Here is a 16,864-nt window from a genome sequence, read left to right on the forward strand (position 1 = left end):
GGTACGCCGCGGCGCGTCATTTCTGACGGTCCATCCCCGACGTGGCGGACGAGCCCGATCGACGGCGCCGTACGGCTGCCACGAAGGGGGCCGCGGCGAGCGCCAGCCACCCCGCCCACGCGGCGCCCACGGCGCCGCGGCGGACCGCTGAGGCCGACCGGGGTTCCGCGGGACCCAGTTCGACGACCGTCAGGTCGCCGTCCAGCGTGGTGGTGCCGGAGACCGCCGGCACGGGGTAGCCCTCGATCTCCTCGACCACCACCACGGAGACACCCACGGCATGCAGCTCCGCGGCCCGCTCGCCGGGCGAGCCTGCCGCCAGTGCCTCGGAGACCCGCGCGGCACGGGGGTCCTCCCCCGCTATCCGGGTCCCCGACACGACCAGCTCGTCGTTGACCACGACCGGCCGGTCGAGGTAGCGCCCGAGCGGGTCCAGCACCCGGCGCCCGCCGTTGTTCCACTCCGGAGCGCGGTAGCTCACGAACGGCAACGACACCGCGTCCCCGGCAGGCGCGGACGCCACCGCGGTCCGGGCCTCGTCGTACGACGCGGGGTAGGCGACCGCGGCCAGCCGTCCACCGACGCCCCACAGCGCGTCCGGCATCAGGCTGACCGGCACGAGCGCGAGCACGCCGCCGACCATCACGCGACCCGCGAGGTCCGGCAGGCGGGCGAGCAACGCGTCCACAGAGACGGCCACGAGCACCACCACGAGCGGGACGGTCAGGCCGAGCAGCCGCGAGCCGTCCCGGACCAGACCCCCGCCGGGCACCGTGGCGGCCAGCCGGCCCAGCGTGTCGGGCGCTGCCCAGCTGACCAGCGCCAGCCCGAACCCGACCCCCCAGCACACGACGAGGCCCCCGAGACCATCCACCCGCGCCCGCCCACGGCCGACCCGGACCAGCGCCACGGCCGCGGCGACGACGACCAGGACCGTCGTGGCCACGCCCGCCCAGCCGGTGCGCGACACCGGGACGAGCTCGGCGTTCCAGATGCCGCCCAGGGACAGCGCGGCCCAGGGCGCCGGCAGCAGCCCCTCGTCCCCCGTGGCGAACAGGGTGGCGCCGACGGGGTCGGAGGTGCCGCCCCCGGACTGCACCAGGCCGGCCACCAGCCAGGGGGCGTTGGCGGCCAGGACCAGGGCCAGGAGCGCGAGGGTGCGCCGTGGACGGTCGCGGTCGGCCCCGCAGGCCAGGGTCGCGACCGCCGTCGCCAGTCCGGCGCTCGCGCTCAGGCTGCCGAGGACGAGCAGGAGCGGCAGCACGAGAGGCAACCGGTCCTCCCTCCGGCCACGTCGCAGCGACACGACGAGCCAGGGCAGCACGGCGTACCCGACCAGCAGCGGCCAGTGGCCGATCAGCAGGCGCTCGACGACGAACGGGTTCCAGACCGCGACGGTGGCCGCGACGAGGCGGGCCGCCGTCGACCGCTCGGCCACCAGGGCCGCCGCCCCCGTGCCGGCCGCCAGCAGGCTGCCGAGCAGCACCACCTTCTGCAGCAGCACCGCGGGGACCACCTCGTCCAGGACGGCGACGACAGCGTCCGACGGCACCGCCCGGGGCAAGGCGCTCCCCAGCCCGAGGGTGTCGGCGCGGAGGTCCAGCTGCGGCACCCACACCATGTCGTAGGTGAGCACGTAGCCCCAGCCGAGAGCGGGCCCGAGCAGCACCACCGAGAAGAGGAAGGTCCACACGGCGGGCAGCGCGGCGACGAGAGGGGTGCGACGCACGTCGGTGGCTCGGGTCACTCCTGGCACCTCCCCTCCTCGCTGCCCGACGGCGCCGCCTCGCGACGCTGGCGCGGAGCGCACGGGCGTTGAGACCCTACTGGCTGACCACCCCTTAGGCTCGCCCCCGTGGCAGTCAAGCAGCGCGTTCGCACCCTCTTCGACAGCAGTACCGGCATGGCCGTGTCGATGGGGATCATGAACGTCGCCACCTACGGCTTCACGATCCTCGCCGCCCCCCGGCTGGGAACCAGCAACTACGGCGCCCTCATCGCGGTGCTCAACGTGTTGATGGTGGTCAGCGTCGGTTCCCTGGGGCTCCAGGCCACCGCTGCGCGCCGGATCTCCACCACACCCGAGCACACCGCCCAGATCGAACGGGCGATCCTGGGGGTCACCTACCGCGCTGCGCTCGCCCTCGGCCTGGTGCTCCTGGTCTGCGCACCGCTCATCAACACGGTCCTCCGACTCGACAGCCTCGCCACCGCCCTCATGGTGCCGTTGGCCGCCGTCCCGCTCACCATCATGGGTGGGCAGGCCGGCATCCTGCAGGGCGAACGGCGCTGGGCAGCGCTCGGCCTGGTGTACGTGGCGGCAGGGGTGCCGCGCCTCGTCCTGGGGACGGCCCTCATCCTCCTGCGTCCGACCGCGTTCTCGGCACTGGTGGGCGTCGTGCTGGGCATGTGCGTGCCGGTCGCGGTCGGCTGGTGGGCCCTGCGGCACAAGCGGAAGGCCGGTCGCACCAGCGCCGAGCACAGTGGACGGGCCATCCTCAAGGAGAGCGTGCACAACGGGCAGGCCCTGCTCGCGTTCTTCGCCCTGACGAACGTCGACATCATCCTGGCCCGCAACGTGCTCTCCGACCACGATGCCGGCCTCTACGCGGCAGGCCTGATCCTCACCAAGGCCATGCTCTTCCTCCCGCAGTTCGTGGTCGTGGTGGCCTTCCCGTCCATGTCCACGGGACGCGAGCGGCGTCGCGCGCTCGTCCTGAGCCTGAGTCTCGTGACCGCCCTGGGCGTCATGGGGAGCCTGGCGGCGTGGCTGCTGTCGGGCCTGGCCATGCGGTTCACCGGCGGGGAGGCGTTCGGGGAGGTCGAGCCCCTGCTCTGGATGTTCGCCGTGCTCGGCACGCTGCTGTCCCTGATCCAGCTGCTCGTCTACTCGGTCCTGGCACGGCAGGGACGCCGCTCCGTGTACGTCGTGTGGGTGGCGCTGGCCCTGGTCGTGGGACTGGGCCTCGCCACGACGTCCCTGGTCGGCCTGGTGACCGTGGTGGTGCTGGTCGACCTGGCGCTGTTCCTCGTGCTGCTCGGCGTGAGTGCGTACTTCGTCCGTGAACCGGTGCAGGACCCACCGGCCCCGGTCGAAGCCCGCGCCTGAGCGGTCGACCGCCCGGCACGCTGACCGTCCCTCAGTGCGCGGCCTCGTGCCAGCTGCGCCCCGTGCCGACGGAGACGTCGAGCGGGACCGCGAGGTCGGCTGCCGCACCCATCTGCTCGCGCACGAGCGCCGCCAGCGCGTCGCGCTCGCCGGTGGCCACCTCGAAGACGAGCTCGTCGTGGACCTGCAGGAGCATCCGGGACCGCAGCCCCTGCTCCCCCAGCGCCCGCTCGACCCCGAGCATGGCGACCTTGACCAGGTCGGCGGCCGAGCCCTGGATGGGCGCGTTCAGCGCCATCCGCTCGGCCATCTCCCGGCGCTGGCGGTTGTCGCTGGTCAGGTCGGGCAGGTAGCGGCGACGGCCCAGGATGGTCTCGGTGAAGCCCGAGCGACGCGCCTCGTCGACGATCCCGCCGAGGTAGTCGCGGACCCCGCCGAAGGTCTCGAAGTACTCGTCCATCAGCCCCCGGGCCTCGCCGGTGTCGATGCGCAGCTGCTGGGAGAGGCCGAAGGCGGACAACCCGTAGGCCAGGCCGTAGTTCATCGCCTTGATCTTGGCCCGCTGCTCGGTGGTGACGGCGTCGGCGTCGACGCCGAACACGCGGGCCGCGGTCATGGAGTGGAAGTCCTGGCCCGACCGGAACGCCTCGATGAGGAGTGCGTCCTCGGACAGGTGGGCCATGATCCGCATCTCGACCTGGCTGTAGTCGGCCGTCATCAGGCACTCGTAGTCCTCCCCCACCACGAAGCCCTCCCGGATCCGGCGACCGGCCTCGGTGCGGATCGGGATGTTCTGGAGGTTGGGGTCGGTGCTGGAGAGCCGTCCGGTCGCCGCGATGATCTGGTTGTAGGTCGTGTGGATGCGACCGTCCGGGGCCACGGTCTTGAGCAGCCCCTCGACGGTCTGTCGCAGCCGGATCACGTCACGGTGCCGCAGCAGGTGCTGGAGGAAGGGGTGCTCGGTCTTCTCGAAGAGCTGCTGCAGCGCGTCGGCGTCAGTGGTGTAGCCCGTCTTGGTGCGCTTGGTCTTCGGCATGTCGAGCTCGTCGAAGAGCACCACCTGCAGCTGCTTGGGCGAGCCGAGGTTGATCTCCTTGCCGATCACGTCGTAAGCGTCCTGGGCGGCCGCGCGGACCTGGTCGCCGAACTCCGACTCCAGTCCCTCGAGGTAGTCGGTGTTGACCGCGATGCCGGTCTGCTCCATCCGGACCAGCGTGCCGATCAGCGGCAGCTCGACGTCGGCCAGCAGCTGGGTGCCGCCGTGCTCCTCGACCGCGACGTCGAGGGCTCCGGCCAGGTCGAGCACCGCCCGGGCGGTGAGCATCGCGACGTCGCTCGCGGTGTTGTCACCGATCGCGTCGAGGGTCAGCTGGTCGCTGTCCCCGGTGTCCTGGCGCAGCTCGCGCTTGAGGTAGCGCAGGGTGAGGTCGGCGAGGTCGTAGGAGCGCTGGTCGGGCTGGACGAGGTACGCCGCGAGGGCGGTGTCGACGGCGAGCCCGTCGAGCTGCCACCCTCGGGCGGCCAGGGCCAGGATCGGGCCCTTCGCGTCGTGGAGCACCTTGGGCCGCTCGGGGTCGGCGAGCCAGGCCGCCAGCGCCGCGTCGTCCTCGGGTGACGCCTCGGCCACGTCGATCCAGGCGGCTGCGCCTTCCGCCGTCGCGACGGCGAGGGAGACCACCTCGCCGGTCCCGGCCCGCCACGACCCCTGCACCGCCACGCCGACCCGCTCCCCTCTCGGGGCATGGCTGTCGAGCCAGGCGGCGACGGAGCCGGGGCCCAGGCGCTCGCCCTCGAGCTCGAAGCCCTCCTCGGACACCTCGGCGCCCGGGTCGGGGTCGATGGTGTCCATCAGGCGGGTGCGCAGCTCCCCGCGGAACTCCAGCTCGTCGAGCAGCTCGAGCCCGGCCGTGCGGTCCCACGGCTGGCGCGCCAGCTCGCCGGGACGCACGGGCAGCGTGAGGTCGCGGACCAGCTCGTTGAGGCGCCGGTTGCGGATCACGTCGCCGAGGTGCGCGCGCAGCGCCTCGCCCTTCTTGCCCGTGATCTCGTCGGCCCGGGCGATCACGTTGTCGAGGCCGTCGAACTGGTTGATCCACTTCGCGGCGTAGCCCTGGCCGACCCCGGGAACACCGGGCAGGTTGTCGGAGGTCTCGCCGACGATCGCGGCCAGCTCGGGGTAGCGGTACGGCGGGACGCCGTACTTGTCCTCCACGTAGGAGGGGGTCAGCCGGGCCAGGTCGCTGACGCCCCGCATCGGGTAGAGCACCGTGGAGGTGTCGGTGACCAGCTGGATGGAGTCGCGGTCGCCCGTGAGGATCAGCACCTCCATCCCCTCGGCCACCGCCTGCGTGGTCAGCGTGGCGATGATGTCGTCGGCCTCGTAGCCCTCGAGCTCGAGGTGCGGGATGTGCAGCGCGTCCAGCACGCGTCGGATCAACGGCAGCTGGCTGCTGAACTCGCCCGGGGTCTTGTTGCGCTTGGCCTTGTACTCGGAGTACTCCTCCAGGCGGAAGGTCTGCCGAGACTTGTCGAACGCGACTCCGACGTGGGTCGGCTGCTCGTCACGCAGCACGTTGACCAGCATCGAGGTGAAGCCGTAGACGGCGTTGGTGTGCTGGCCGGCGGCGGTGGCGAAGTTCTCCACCGGCAGGGCGAAGAACGCGCGGTAGGCCAGCGAGTGGCCGTCGAGGAGCAGGAGCCGGGGGCGGAGGTTACTCGTCTGCGACACGTCGCGACTCTAGCCGTCGCCACGGACACCGCAGGCAGCCCGTCACCGCGTACGACGCCTCGTGCGGGCCCGTGGGTCGCATCGGCCACAATGGCGACCATGAGCGACCAGCCCACCACCGACCTGGCCACCCTGTCCATCGACGACTTCGTCGCGTCGATGCCCGAGGGGATGGGCGCGCTCAGCGAGAAGATGGGCGTGAAGATCATCGAGCTGGGTGCCGACCGCGTCGTCGCGACGATGCCGGTGGAGGGCAACACCCAGCCCTACGGGCTCCTCCACGGTGGCGCCTCGGTCGTGCTGGCCGAGACCCTCGGCTCGATCGGCTCCGCCCTCGTAGCGCCTCCGGACCGCATCCCCGTGGGCGTCGACATCAGCGCCACCCACCACCGCTCGGCCACCTCCGGGACGGTCACCGGGGTGGCGACGCCGGCGCACGTGGGCCGGAGCATGGCCACGTGGGAGATCGTGATCTCCGACGAGCGCGGCAAGCGGCTGTGCACGTCCCGGATCACCTGCGCGCTGGTCCCCGCACGCTGAGGGCCCCGCCCGGCGTCGGACGCGCTCGGACCTGCCCGGCGGCCTCGGCCGTGGCGTGTCAGCCGGCGACGTTCTCCCGGTGGAGACGACGCGCGGCGAGCACCCGGTCGATGTGGCGCGAGCCGCCCTGGCGGGTGGCCGAGCGGCGGGCCGAGAGCTTGGCGCGGACGGCCACGGTGGTGGCCGCGCGGAGCGTGGCCTGCGGCGTGAACGAGAGCCGGGCCATGAAGCGGTTGGCGTCGCGGGAGCTGGAGACCGCTGCGGTCGACAGCGTGCCGATGCCGTGGGCGTCGGCGAACCTGACTGCAGCCTCGATCAGGGCCGAGCCCACCCCGTGCCGACGGAACTCGGGCAGCACGTGGGGCGACACCGCCAGCACAGCGGGCTCGAGGTTGAGCGGGGTGAGCGTGGTGGCGCTGAGGTGGATCGCGCCGGCCACCTGACCGTCGTACTCCGCCACCATCATCGCCTGGTCCGCGTGCGCCTCGACCTCGTCGAAGACGTGCTGGAGGTCGGCGAGCTGGTCGTCGACGGAGCCGCGGCGCAGGATGTCGCCCCACAGCTCCCGCAGGACGGGCAGGTCGTCGATGACGGCAGCGCGCACGGTCACCGGTGTCCGGCTCATGCTCCAACTCCCCAAGGTCAGCCCCGTTTGCTGGTGAGTCCCCCGTCCGCCGGACCCGTTCCGGCGTACCGGGAGGACCCTACGCCCGTCGTGCGGCCGCTGTCCCCCGAGGGTGGAACATTTTCCCTCGGGGGTCGGCAGCGTCACATCCGGCCGTCCTCGTCGCTCAGACGTCGCCGCCGAGGTACGCCGCCCGCACCGAGTCGTCGCCGGCGAGCTCCGCGCCCGTGCCCGACCGGACGATCTCGCCGGTCTCCAGGATGTGCGCGGTGTCGGCACGCTTGAGCGCCTGGGCGGCGTTCTGCTCGACCAGCAGCACGGTGGTGCCCTGCTCGTTGATCTCGCCGATGATGGAGAAGATCTGCTGGATGAACTTCGGTGCCAGGCCCATCGACGGCTCGTCGAGCAGGATCAGGCGGGGCTTGGCCATCAGTGCACGCCCGATGGCGAGCATCTGCTGCTCACCACCCGACATCGTGCCGGCCGTCTGGCTGACCCGCTCCTCCAGGCGGGGGAACAGGTGGAAGACCCGCTCGAGGTCCTGGGCGTAGGCCTTGCTGCGCGCGTCCTTGCGCACGTAGGCGCCCATGTCGAGGTTCTCGCGCACCGTCATGCCCGGGAAGCACCCGCGGCCCTCGGGCGACTGGGAGAGCCCGAGCAGGACGCGCTCGTACGGCGGGAGGTGGGTGATGTCCTTGCCCTCGAACAGGATCCGGCCCTCGCGCACCTTGCGCAGGCCCGAGATCGTCTTGAGCGTCGTGGTCTTGCCCGCACCGTTGGCGCCGATGAGGGTCGTGATGGACCCCTCCTCGACGCCGAAGGTGATGTCGCGGATGGCCTCGATGTGCCCGTAGTTGACGCACAGGCCCTCTACCTCAAGAAGCATCTTCTTCGTCCACTCCCAGGTAGGCGGCGATGACCGCCGGGTTGTCGCGGATCTCGGCCGGCGTGCCCTCGGCGATCTTGCGGCCGAACTCGAGGACCACGATCCGGTCGGTCACGCCCATGACCAGCTTCATGTCGTGCTCGATGAGCAGCACGGTGTAGCCCTGGTCGCGCACCCTGCGGATCAGCTCCATGAGCTGGGCCTTCTCCGCCGGGTTGAAGCCGGCCGCGGGCTCGTCGAGACAGATGAGCTTGGGCTCGGTGGCCATCGCACGCGCGATCTCCAGGCGGCGCTGGTCACCGTAGGAGAGGTTGGCCGCCAGCTCGTCGGCCCGCTTCTGCAGGCCCATGAAGGCCAACAGCTCCATGGCCCGGTCGTGCCCCTCGCGCTCCTCGCGACGGTGCTTGGGCAGGCGGAAGAGCGCGCTGGCCATGCCGGTGGAGTGCTTGGCGTCGGCGCCGACCAGCACGTTCTCCAGCGCGGTCATCGAGCGGAACAGCCGGATGTTCTGGAAGGTCCGGGCGACGCCGAGCTGCGTGATCTGGAACCGCTTGTGACCGGCGATGGACGTCCCCTCGAACCGGATGTCGCCCCGGGTGGGACGGTAGATGCCGGTGATGGCGTTGAAGCACGTGGTCTTGCCGGCACCGTTGGGTCCGATCAGCCCGAGGATCTCACCCTCCTCGATGTGGAAGGTGACGTCGTCGAGGGCCGTCAGGCCCCCGAACTGCAGGGTCAGCGCGTCGATCTCCAGGACGCGTCGCCGGGACGACGTCGTGGTGCTCTGGTCCTCAGACACGGGAGGTCTCCTCTCCGTCGGCGCCCTCTTCGAGGGCCTCGATCTCTGCCGCGGCCTGCTTGGCCCGGACCGTGCGCCTGGGCGGCAGCAGCCCCTCCGGGCGGAAGATGGCCAGCAGCATCAGTGCAGCACCGAACACCAGCACGCGGAAGTCGGTGAACTCCCGGAAGCGCTCGGGCAGGTAGGCCACCAGGAAGGCACCCACCAGGACGCCCCACCGGTTGCCCTGACCACCGATGACAACCGCCGCCAGGAACATGATCGAGAAGAGCAGCAGGAACGAGAGCGGGTTGATGAACGACTGCCGGCTGGCGTAGAGCGCGCCGGCGAGGCCGCCGATGAAGGCGCCGGTGGCGAAGGCCAGCAGCTTGAACCGGAAGGTGGGGACGCCCATCAGCTCGGCGACGTCCTCGTCCTCGCGGGTCGCCTCCCACGCGCGACCGACACGGCTGTCCTTGATGAGCTTGTCGGCGAAGAGCACGATGATGACGACCGTCAGACCCATCCAGTAGTAGGGGATCTGGTCCAGCACCCCGAACTCGATGAACGTCGTGGTGTCGTTGAAGTCGAGCAGCGGCGTGCCGCTGTCCCAGTTGAGGTGCGGGATCTCGAACAGCTCGACGCCCGGCGGCCGGGCGATGTCGTTGATGCCCTTGGACGCACCCAGCCACTCCGTGTTGAGGGCGACCAGACGGATGATCTCGCCGAAGCCGAGCGTCACGATCGCGAGGTAGTCACCCCGGACCCGCAACGTCGGGGCGCCGAGCAGGATGCCCGAGACCGTGGACGCCAGCACCGCGAAGGGAAGGGCCAGGAGGAGCGGCCAGTTGGCGTGGAAGGTCGTCAGGATCGCGGCCGTGTAGGCGCCGACGGCGTAGAAGCCGACGTAGCCCAGGTCGAGCAGGCCGGCGTACCCGACCACGATGTTGAGGCCCAGCGCGACGAGCATGTAGATCGTCACGGTGAACAGGACGCCGCCGAAGTCCGTGCCGGGCGGCGAGATGAACGGCGGCTCCAGCAGCGGGAGGGCGTAGGCGAACACCGCCAGCGCGATCCACATGCCGATCTTGGCCGGCTTCGGCAGGCCTGCGACCCGGCTGCCGAAGGAGGAGGTGATCCCCTTCACGGATGGTGTCTTGCTCATGCGCGTGCCTTTCCGAGCGACTCACCCAGGATGCCGGTGGGCCGGAACAGCAGGATGACGACCAGGAGCACGAAGGCCACCACGTCACGCCACTCGCTGCCGAAGAGGGCCGAGCCCCAGTTCTCCGCGACCCCGAGGATGAGGCCACCCACCAGGGCCCCGCGCAGGTTGCCGATGCCGCCGAGGACGGCCGCGGTGAAGGCCTTGACCCCCAGCAGGAAGCCGACATCGAACTTCGTCGTCTCGATCTTCAACATGTAGAGGAACGCTGCGGCACCCGCCATGAGGCCACCGAGCAGGAAGGTCATCTGCACGGCGCGGGTGGCGTTGACGCCCATGAGGGCTGCGGTCTCGGGGTCCTGGGCCGTGGCCCGGATCCCGCGTCCCATCTTGGAACGCCGCACGAATTGGTCCAGCGCCACCATCATGGCGATGGCCGACACGATCACCAGCACGTCGACCGAGGTCACCTGGTAGTCACCGATGGGGAACAGCTGCTTGTTCTCCAGCACGCTCGGCATGCTGCGGTTGATCCGCGCGCCGCTGACGTACTCCGACAGGTTGTCGTCGAGCCCGAACCACGCGGCGACGCGGTCCCGCAGGCCCATCAGCTCGGCGAGCACGAAGGACGCGCCGATGGCCGAGATGAGGGCGATGAGCCGGGGGGCGTTGCGCTTGAGCAGGGGGCGGTAGGCGAAGCGCTCGAGGAGGAGCGCGATCGTCGCGGACATCGCCATCGCGGCGACCAGCGAGCAGAGCAGCACCCCGATGCCCCGCAGGGTGCTCACGTCGGTGTCCCCGACGAGCAGCATCGTGGTCCACAGCGCGGCGAACGTGCCGTACATGAAGACCTCGGAGTGCGCGAAGTTGATGAGCTGGAGCACGCCGTAGACCATCGTGTAGCCCAGGGCGATCAAGGCATAGATGGCGCCGAACGCGAGACCTGTGACGGTCAGCTCCGCGAAGTTGTTGAACAGGAAGTCGAAGTTCACCAGGCCTCCTCGGCCCCTAGTCGGCACGGTTGCGGCCGGGAGGAAAGCCCCCCGGCCGCAATCGATTCACACCCGTGTCAGACGAGCGAGCGTCACTCGATCTCCTGGTCGCCGACGATCTCGCCGTTCTCGACCTTGTAGGCGTAGACGGACACCTCGGACGGCTCACCGGTCTCGTCGAAGGACAGCTGCTTGGTCACGCCGGCCTCGTCGTAGTCGTTGACGAAGGCGAGCATGTCCTCGCGGTTGTCGATGCCCTCGGCGATGCCGTCGAGGAAGACGTTCGCGGCGTCGTACGCCTCGGCGGCGTAGGTGCCCGGGGCACCCCCGAACTCCTCTTCGTAGGCGGCCGCGAAGTCGGCGACCGCCGGGTCGTCGGCGGGGATGCAGGGGCAGGTGATGTACGTGCCCTCGGCCGCCTTGCCGGCGCCGTCGAGGTAACCGGGGTCCTTGACGCCGTCCGCGACGACGAAGTTGCCCTCGAAGCCACTGGAGCGGAGCTGGCGCACGATCAGCGCTGCCTCCGCGTAGTAGCCGCCGAAGAACACCGTGTCGGCGTCGGACGAGCGCACCTTGGTGACCGAGGCACTGAAGTCGGTCTGGCCGACCTGGATCGTGTCGGTGTCGACGACGAGGTCGCCGAGCTCCTCCTGCACGATGCCGGCGAGACCCGCGCCGTACTCCGAGGCGTCGTCCATCACGAAGACGGCCTTGGCGCCGACGACGTCCTGGATGTACTTCGCCGCGGCAGGACCCTGCGTCGCGTCGTTGCCGAGCGCGCGGTGGAAGGTGTCCCAGCCGTTGTCCGCGAGCGCGGGGTTGGTGGCCGACGGGCTGACGGTCGGCAGGCCGGCCTCGGCGAAGATCGGGCCGGCGGCGGCCGACTCACCGGAGAACGCGGGCCCGACGATGCCGATGATGGCCTCGTTGCCCGCGGCCTCGGTCGCCAGCGACGGCGCCTGGTCGGGGCTGCCCTGGGAGTCGATCTGCTCGTAGGCGACCTCGCACTCGGCGTCGGCGTTGTACTGGTCGATCGCGAGCTGGGCGCCGTTGATGATCGGCTCGCCGAGGCCGGCCGCGGGGCCGGTCTGGGGGCCGAAGAACGCCAGCGTCAGGTCGCAAGCGGCTCCGCCGCCGCCACCATTTGCCTCGCCGTCGCCACCGTCACCCGAGTCGGTGGTGCCACAGGCACTGAGGGCGAGCCCAGCCACGGCGATGAGCGCGACGACCGCGCGCTTGGGCCTCGTGGAACGCAACATTGGTCCTCCGTCTGCTTCGGCCGCGCGGGGTCCCCGCACGGTGGGTGGACGGAAACCTAGCACCACCGATGTGTGCCGGATCACCCTTTCGACGCGAGTTCCTCTGCCGTGACGGTTTTGTGACTGAACTGTTTGCGGGCGAGCGCGGCGCGCAAGGGCTGCGACCCCGGGCCGGTACGACGGGCGCGAGAGGTCAGACCTGTCCCGGACCGTGCTCGACGACGCCCTCGGCGACCTGTCGCATGGAGAGCCGCAGGTCCATGGCCGTCTTCTGGATCCACCGGAAGGCTTCCGGCTCGCTGAGGCCGAGCTTCTCCTGGAGCACGGCCTTAGCGCGGTCGACCGCCTTGCGGGTCGCGAGCGCCTCGGACAGGTCGGCCACCTCCCTCTCCAGCACCGCGACCTCCGCGAACCTGCTCACCGCCATCTCGATGGCCGGCACCAGGTCGGTGCGAGAGAAGGGCTTGACGAGGTAGGCCATGGCGCCGGCGTCGCGCGCCCGCTCGACCAGGTCGCGCTGGGAGAAGGCGGTCAGGATCACCACCGGCGCGATCCGCTCGCGGGCGATGTGCTCGGCCGCGGCGATCCCGTCCAGGACGGGCATCTTGACGTCGGTGATCACGAGGTCGGGGCGCAGCTCCTCGGCCAGCTCGATGGCCTGCCGGCCGTCGGCGGCCTGGCCCACGACCTCGTAGCCCTCCTCGGCCAGCATCTCGGCGAGGTCCATGCGGATGAGCGCCTCGTCCTCGGCGATGACCACGCGACGTACGGGAGAGGGGGCACTGCTGCTGGGCTGCGTCACGGCGGCAAGGCTAGTCGGATACGGTTTGCTGGCCGCAGAGCCCCGGTACTCCAACGGCAGAGAGAGTGGTCTCAAACACCATCCAGTGTGAGTTCGAATCTCACCCGGGGCACTCTGCAGGCCGATGGCGTTGTCGGTCCGGGGTGCCAGCATCCGTCCATGCATGACGCACCCACCCGCAACGAGGCCCTCGCCCTGGTGGCACGCGGGGTCAGCCTGAACGAGACTGCGCGTCGCACGGGTGTCCAGCGGTCGACCATCCGCGCCTGGATGTCGGCGCCCGAGCCGGTGCCGCGTGAGTGCTTCCGGTGCCTGGGACTGCACCCCGCGGCGGCAAGGGCGTACACGGCGCTCCTGGGGTTCTACCTCGGCGACGGGTGCGTCTCAAGATTCCGTCGTCACACCACCCTGCGGATCTCCTGCGACGCCACTCTCCCCGGCATCATCGCGGACGTTTCTTCCCTCGTCGCGGCGGTCCGTCCGTCCGGCGGCGCCTTCCACGTGCGCGCTCCCGGGGTCATCGTGGTGTCGGCCAATTGGAAGCACTGGCCATGCCTCTTCCCACAGCACGGGCCCGGCCGCAAGCACGAGCGGACCATAGCGCTGGAGACGTGGCAGCGGGAGGTGGTCGAGGCCCACCCGGCCGACTTCCTGCGGGGCCTGTTCCACTCCGACGGGTGCCGGGCGCGCAACTGGGCCACCCGGGTGGTCGCCGGCGAGAGGCGTCGCTACGACTACCCGCGCTGGCAGTTCACCAACCGGTCCGACGACATCCGCGACCTCTGCTGCTGGGCGCTCGACCTCGTCGACGTCCCATGGCGACGGTCGGGCCGGTGGGTCGTCTCGGTGTCCCGGCGCGAGGCCGTGGGCCGGCTCGACGCCCTCATCGGACCGAAGACGTGATCAGCGGGCAGGACGGCGGTACGCCGGCGCCACGCCGTTGATGGCGTCGCCCATCTTGTGGATGCGCAGCGCGTTGGTGGAGCCCGGGATGCCGGGGGGCGAGCCGGCGATGATGACGACGAGGTCGCCCTCCTTCACGCGGCCGATCGACAGCAGCGACTCGTCGACCTGGCGCACCATCTCGTCGGTGTGCTCCACCTCGGCGCCCTGGAACGTCTCGACGCCCCACGTCAGCGCCAGTTGCGAGCGGGTGCGCGCCTCGGGGGTGAACGCCAGGACCGGGATCGGCCCCCGGTAGCGCGAGAGCCGCTTGGCGGAGTCGCCGCTGACGGTGAAGGCGACGAGGAACTTGGCGCCCACCGCCTCGGCGACCTCGGCCGCGGCCTTGGCGATGATGCCGCCCCGGGTGTGCGGCTGCCAGTCGATCTCGCGCATGTGGTGCAGGCCGTGGTCCTCGGTGGACTCGATGATGCGGGCCATCGTCTCGACGGCGGTGATGGGGTGCTCCCCCACGCTCGTCTCGCCGGAGAGCATCACGGCGTCCGCACCGTCGAGCACCGCGTTGGCGACGTCGCTGGCCTCGGCGCGCGTGGGCGCCGGGGAGCCGATCATCGACTCCAGCATCTGGGTCGCCACGATGACGGGCTTGGCGTTGCGCCGGGCCTTCTCGATGATCCGCTTCTGGTGGAGCGGCACGTCCTCGAGCGGGCACTCCACGCCGAGGTCGCCACGGGCCACCATGAGCCCGTCGAAGGCGTGCACGATCTCGTCGATGTTGTCGATGGCCTGCGGCTTCTCGATCTTGGCGATGACGGGGATCTCGATCCCCTCCTCGCGCATGACCGTGCGGACGTCCTCGGCGTCGGGGGCGCTGCGCACGAAGCTGAGCGCGATGAAGTCGACACCGAGGTGCAGCGCCCACCGCAGGTCCTCGGTGTCCTTGTCCGACAGCGCGGGCACGGAGACCGCCACGCCCGGCAGGTTGATGCCCTTGTTGTTGCTGGCCTTGCCGCCGACGACCACCTCGGTGACGACGTCGGTGTCGGTCACGTCGACGACCCGCAGACGGATCTTGCCGTCGTCGATGAGGACCGGGTCGCCGATGCTCACGTCGCCGGGCAGGCCGTCGTACGTCGTCCCGCAGACGTCGACGTCACCGGGAACGTCGCGCGTGGTGATGGTGAACCGGGCACCCTTCTTGAGCTTGACCGGGCCGTCGGCGAAGGTCGCCAGCCGGATCTTGGGACCCTGGAGGTCGGCGAAGACGCCGACCCCGTGGCCCGTCTCGTCGCTCGCGCGGCGCACGAGCCGGTAGACCGCCTCGTGGTCGGCGTACTCGCCGTGGCTCATGTTGAGCCGCGCGACGTCCATGCCCGCGTCGACGAGCTGCCGGACGCCGTCGGGGGTGGACACCGCAGGGCCGAGGGTGCAGACGATCTTTGCTCTACGCACACCTCGACCCTAGCGGATCTTTGATCGATCCAAAGGCCCCGTCCGCCGAACGCCGGGTGACCGGTGTCAGACGACCAGCGGTCGCTCGTGCGGCCCGATCGGCGACGGGAGCGTCGTCGAGCCGGTCAGCCAGGTGTCGACGGCCGACGCGGCCGCTCGGCCCTCGGCGATCGCCCACACGATGAGCGACTGCCCGCGCCCCGCGTCGCCGGCCACGAAGACCCCGTCCACGCTCGAGGCGTAGGACGAGTCGCGCTTCACGTTGCCCCGCTCGTCGAGGTCCACGCCGAGCTGCTCGATGAGCCCGGGCTTCTCGGGGCCGGTGAAGCCCATCGCGAAGAGCACAAGCTGCGCCGGGATCTCCCGCTCGGTGCCTTCGACAGGCTGGAACTTCGCGTCCACCTCGACCAGGCGGAGCCCGGACACGTGTCCGTCCTCGTCGCCGAGGAACTCCTGGGTGGACACCGCGTAGACGCGGTCGCCGCCCTCCTCGTGCGCGGAGGAGACCCGGAAGGTCATCGGGTAGGTCGGCCACGGCTGGCCGTCGGGACGGTCCTCCGGCGGCCGGGCCATGATCTCGAGCTGGGTGATGGAGCGTGCACCCTGGCGGATCGAGGTGCCGAGGCAGTCGGCACCGGTGTCGCCGCCGCCGATGATGACGACGTCCTTGCCCGTGGCGGTGATCTGGCCCTCGACGGTCTCGCCGAGCGCCACGCGGTTGGCCTGGGGCAGGAACTCCATGGCCTGGTGGATGCCGCCGAGCTCGCGCCCGGGGACGGGCAGGTCGCGGGCCGCGGTCGCGCCCATGGCGAGCACCACGGCGTCGTACCGCTCGGTCAGCTGCTCCCCCGTCAGCGCCGTGCCCACGTCGACGCCGGCGCGGAAGACCGTGCCCTCGCGGCGCATCTGGTCCAGGCGCCGGTCGAGGTGCTTCTTCTCCATCTTGAACTCGGGGATGCCGTAGCGCAGCAGCCCGCCGATCTTGTCCGCACGCTCGTAGACCGCGACCGTGTGGCCGGCGCGGGTGAGCTGCTGGGCGGCGGCGAGGCCCGCGGGGCCGGAGCCGATCACCGCGACGGTGCGGCCCGAGAGCCACTCCGGCGGCTGGGGCCGGACCGCGCCGGACTCCCAGGCGCGGTCGATGATCGAGACCTCGACGTTCTTGATGGTCACCGGGTCCTGGTTGATGCCCAGGACGCAGGCGGTCTCGCACGGCGCGGGGCACAGGCGACCGGTGAACTCCGGGAAGTTGTTGGTCGCGTGCAGCCGCTCGATGGCGCCGTCCCAGTCGTCGCGCCAGACCAGGTCGTTCCACTCCGGGATGATGTTGCCCAGCGGGCAGCCCTGGTGGCAGAACGGGATGCCGCAGTCCATGCAGCGTCCCGCCTGGGTGTTGATGATGGGCAGGAGGGCGCGGCCGATCCCGTCGGGGTAGACCTCGTTCCAGTCCTTGACACGCTCCTCGACGACGCGTCGCGTGGCGACCTCGCGTCCGTTCTTCAGGAAGCCCTTGGGGTCAGCCATTCTCGGTGCCCTCCTTCATGAGCGAGCGCATGGGCTCGCCGTGGGTGGTGGTCACGGTGCGCTCACCCATGCTCTGCCCATGCTCCCTGGGCGAGCGCCTC

The 16,864-nt window shown here is 70.8% G+C and carries 14 protein-coding genes and 1 tRNA gene; 4 read left to right on the forward strand and 11 right to left on the reverse strand.

Translation table 11 applies throughout. The annotated features are described in order from the left end of the window. Window positions 1–16: 16 nt before the first annotated feature. Window positions 17–1,747 carry a hypothetical protein gene (locus tag DAI17_RS09160; RefSeq protein WP_107772629.1) on the reverse strand — a complete coding sequence of 577 codons (1,731 nt, stop codon included), beginning with the start codon at window positions 1,745–1,747 and terminating at the stop codon, window positions 17–19. A 108-nt stretch (window positions 1,748–1,855) separates the two neighbouring features. On the opposite strand from DAI17_RS09160, the gene DAI17_RS09165 reads away from it, so the two are divergent. After that, on the forward strand, window positions 1,856–3,109 hold the full coding sequence (locus DAI17_RS09165; protein WP_234412422.1) for a lipopolysaccharide biosynthesis protein: 1,254 nt from the start codon (window positions 1,856–1,858) through the stop codon (window positions 3,107–3,109). A 31-nt stretch (window positions 3,110–3,140) separates the two neighbouring features. Here the strand turns inward: DAI17_RS09165 and polA are convergent, their stop codons facing one another. After that, window positions 3,141–5,837, reverse strand: coding sequence for a DNA polymerase I (polA, locus tag DAI17_RS09170; protein WP_107772630.1), 2,697 nt, complete (start codon window positions 5,835–5,837; stop codon window positions 3,141–3,143). Window positions 5,838–5,936: 99 nt separating this feature from the next. On the opposite strand from polA, the gene DAI17_RS09175 reads away from it, so the two are divergent. Continuing rightward, on the forward strand, window positions 5,937–6,377 hold the full coding sequence (locus DAI17_RS09175; protein WP_107772907.1) for a hotdog fold thioesterase: 441 nt from the start codon (window positions 5,937–5,939) through the stop codon (window positions 6,375–6,377). 58 nt (window positions 6,378–6,435) lie between these two features. Here DAI17_RS09175 and DAI17_RS09180 read toward each other — a convergent pair whose 3' ends face one another. The 7 genes from DAI17_RS09180 to DAI17_RS09210 all read right to left on the reverse strand — a co-directional run bounded on the left by DAI17_RS09180 (window position 6,436) and on the right by DAI17_RS09210 (window position 12,884). Then, window positions 6,436–7,002 (reverse strand): GNAT family N-acetyltransferase, encoded by a 567-nt coding sequence (locus DAI17_RS09180; RefSeq protein WP_107772631.1) that lies wholly within the window; start codon window positions 7,000–7,002, stop codon window positions 6,436–6,438. Window positions 7,003–7,168: 166 nt separating this feature from the next. Further along, window positions 7,169–7,888, reverse strand: coding sequence for an ABC transporter ATP-binding protein (locus tag DAI17_RS09185; protein WP_107772632.1), 720 nt, complete (start codon window positions 7,886–7,888; stop codon window positions 7,169–7,171). Then, a complete protein-coding gene (locus tag DAI17_RS09190; RefSeq protein ID WP_107772633.1) occupies window positions 7,878–8,687 on the reverse strand; it encodes an ABC transporter ATP-binding protein in 810 nt (269 codons plus the stop codon). The genes DAI17_RS09185 and DAI17_RS09190 overlap by 11 nt, the downstream gene beginning before the upstream one ends. Continuing rightward, window positions 8,680–9,831, reverse strand: a complete 1,152-nt coding sequence (locus tag DAI17_RS09195) for a branched-chain amino acid ABC transporter permease (protein ID WP_107772634.1) — start codon at window positions 9,829–9,831, stop codon at window positions 8,680–8,682. The genes DAI17_RS09190 and DAI17_RS09195 overlap by 8 nt, the downstream gene beginning before the upstream one ends. Further along, on the reverse strand, window positions 9,828–10,823 hold the full coding sequence (locus DAI17_RS09200) for a branched-chain amino acid ABC transporter permease (RefSeq protein WP_107772635.1): 996 nt from the start codon (window positions 10,821–10,823) through the stop codon (window positions 9,828–9,830). The genes DAI17_RS09195 and DAI17_RS09200 overlap by 4 nt, the downstream gene beginning before the upstream one ends. 92 nt (window positions 10,824–10,915) lie before the next feature. Next, on the reverse strand, window positions 10,916–12,079 hold the full coding sequence (locus tag DAI17_RS09205) for a branched-chain amino acid ABC transporter substrate-binding protein (RefSeq protein WP_199905037.1): 1,164 nt from the start codon (window positions 12,077–12,079) through the stop codon (window positions 10,916–10,918). A 196-nt stretch (window positions 12,080–12,275) separates the two neighbouring features. Then, window positions 12,276–12,884 carry an ANTAR domain-containing response regulator gene (locus DAI17_RS09210; RefSeq protein WP_199905038.1) on the reverse strand — a complete coding sequence of 203 codons (609 nt, stop codon included), beginning with the start codon at window positions 12,882–12,884 and terminating at the stop codon, window positions 12,276–12,278. 39 nt (window positions 12,885–12,923) lie between these two features. Here DAI17_RS09210 and DAI17_RS09215 point away from each other — a divergent pair. Together DAI17_RS09215 and DAI17_RS09220 are read left to right on the forward strand one after the other, a co-directional pair. Continuing rightward, a tRNA-Leu gene (locus DAI17_RS09215) sits at window positions 12,924–12,996 on the forward strand. A 47-nt stretch (window positions 12,997–13,043) separates the two neighbouring features. Next, on the forward strand, window positions 13,044–13,787 hold the full coding sequence (locus DAI17_RS09220; RefSeq protein WP_107772638.1) for a transcriptional regulator: 744 nt from the start codon (window positions 13,044–13,046) through the stop codon (window positions 13,785–13,787). Here DAI17_RS09220 and pyk read toward each other — a convergent pair whose 3' ends face one another. Further along, window positions 13,788–15,239: a pyruvate kinase gene (gene pyk / locus DAI17_RS09225; RefSeq protein WP_107772639.1), complete on the reverse strand. Its 1,452-nt coding sequence runs from the start codon at window positions 15,237–15,239 to the stop codon at window positions 13,788–13,790. 66 nt (window positions 15,240–15,305) lie between these two features. Beyond that, window positions 15,306–16,763, reverse strand: a complete 1,458-nt coding sequence (locus DAI17_RS09230; RefSeq protein WP_107772640.1) for a glutamate synthase subunit beta — start codon at window positions 16,761–16,763, stop codon at window positions 15,306–15,308. Window positions 16,764–16,864: the final 101 nt, after the last annotated feature.

Source organism: Nocardioides sediminis (assembly GCF_003047295.1).
GTDB classification, from domain to species: domain Bacteria; phylum Actinomycetota; class Actinomycetes; order Propionibacteriales; family Nocardioidaceae; genus Nocardioides; species Nocardioides sediminis.

Bases quoted from the DNA above. Each gene is read 5' to 3' on its own strand.
- DAI17_RS09175 (WP_107772907.1), top strand. From the start codon at position 5,937: ATGAGCGACCAGCCCACCACCGACCTGGCCACCCTGTCCATCGACGAC.
- DAI17_RS09180 (WP_107772631.1), bottom strand. From the start codon at position 7,002: ATGAGCCGGACACCGGTGACCGTGCGCGCTGCCGTCATCGACGACCTG.
- DAI17_RS09185 (WP_107772632.1), bottom strand. From the start codon at position 7,888: ATGCTTCTTGAGGTAGAGGGCCTGTGCGTCAACTACGGGCACATCGAG.
- DAI17_RS09195 (WP_107772634.1), bottom strand. From the start codon at position 9,831: ATGAGCAAGACACCATCCGTGAAGGGGATCACCTCCTCCTTCGGCAGC.
- DAI17_RS09220 (WP_107772638.1), top strand. From the start codon at position 13,044: ATGCATGACGCACCCACCCGCAACGAGGCCCTCGCCCTGGTGGCACGC.
- DAI17_RS09230 (WP_107772640.1), bottom strand. From the start codon at position 16,763: ATGGCTGACCCCAAGGGCTTCCTGAAGAACGGACGCGAGGTCGCCACG.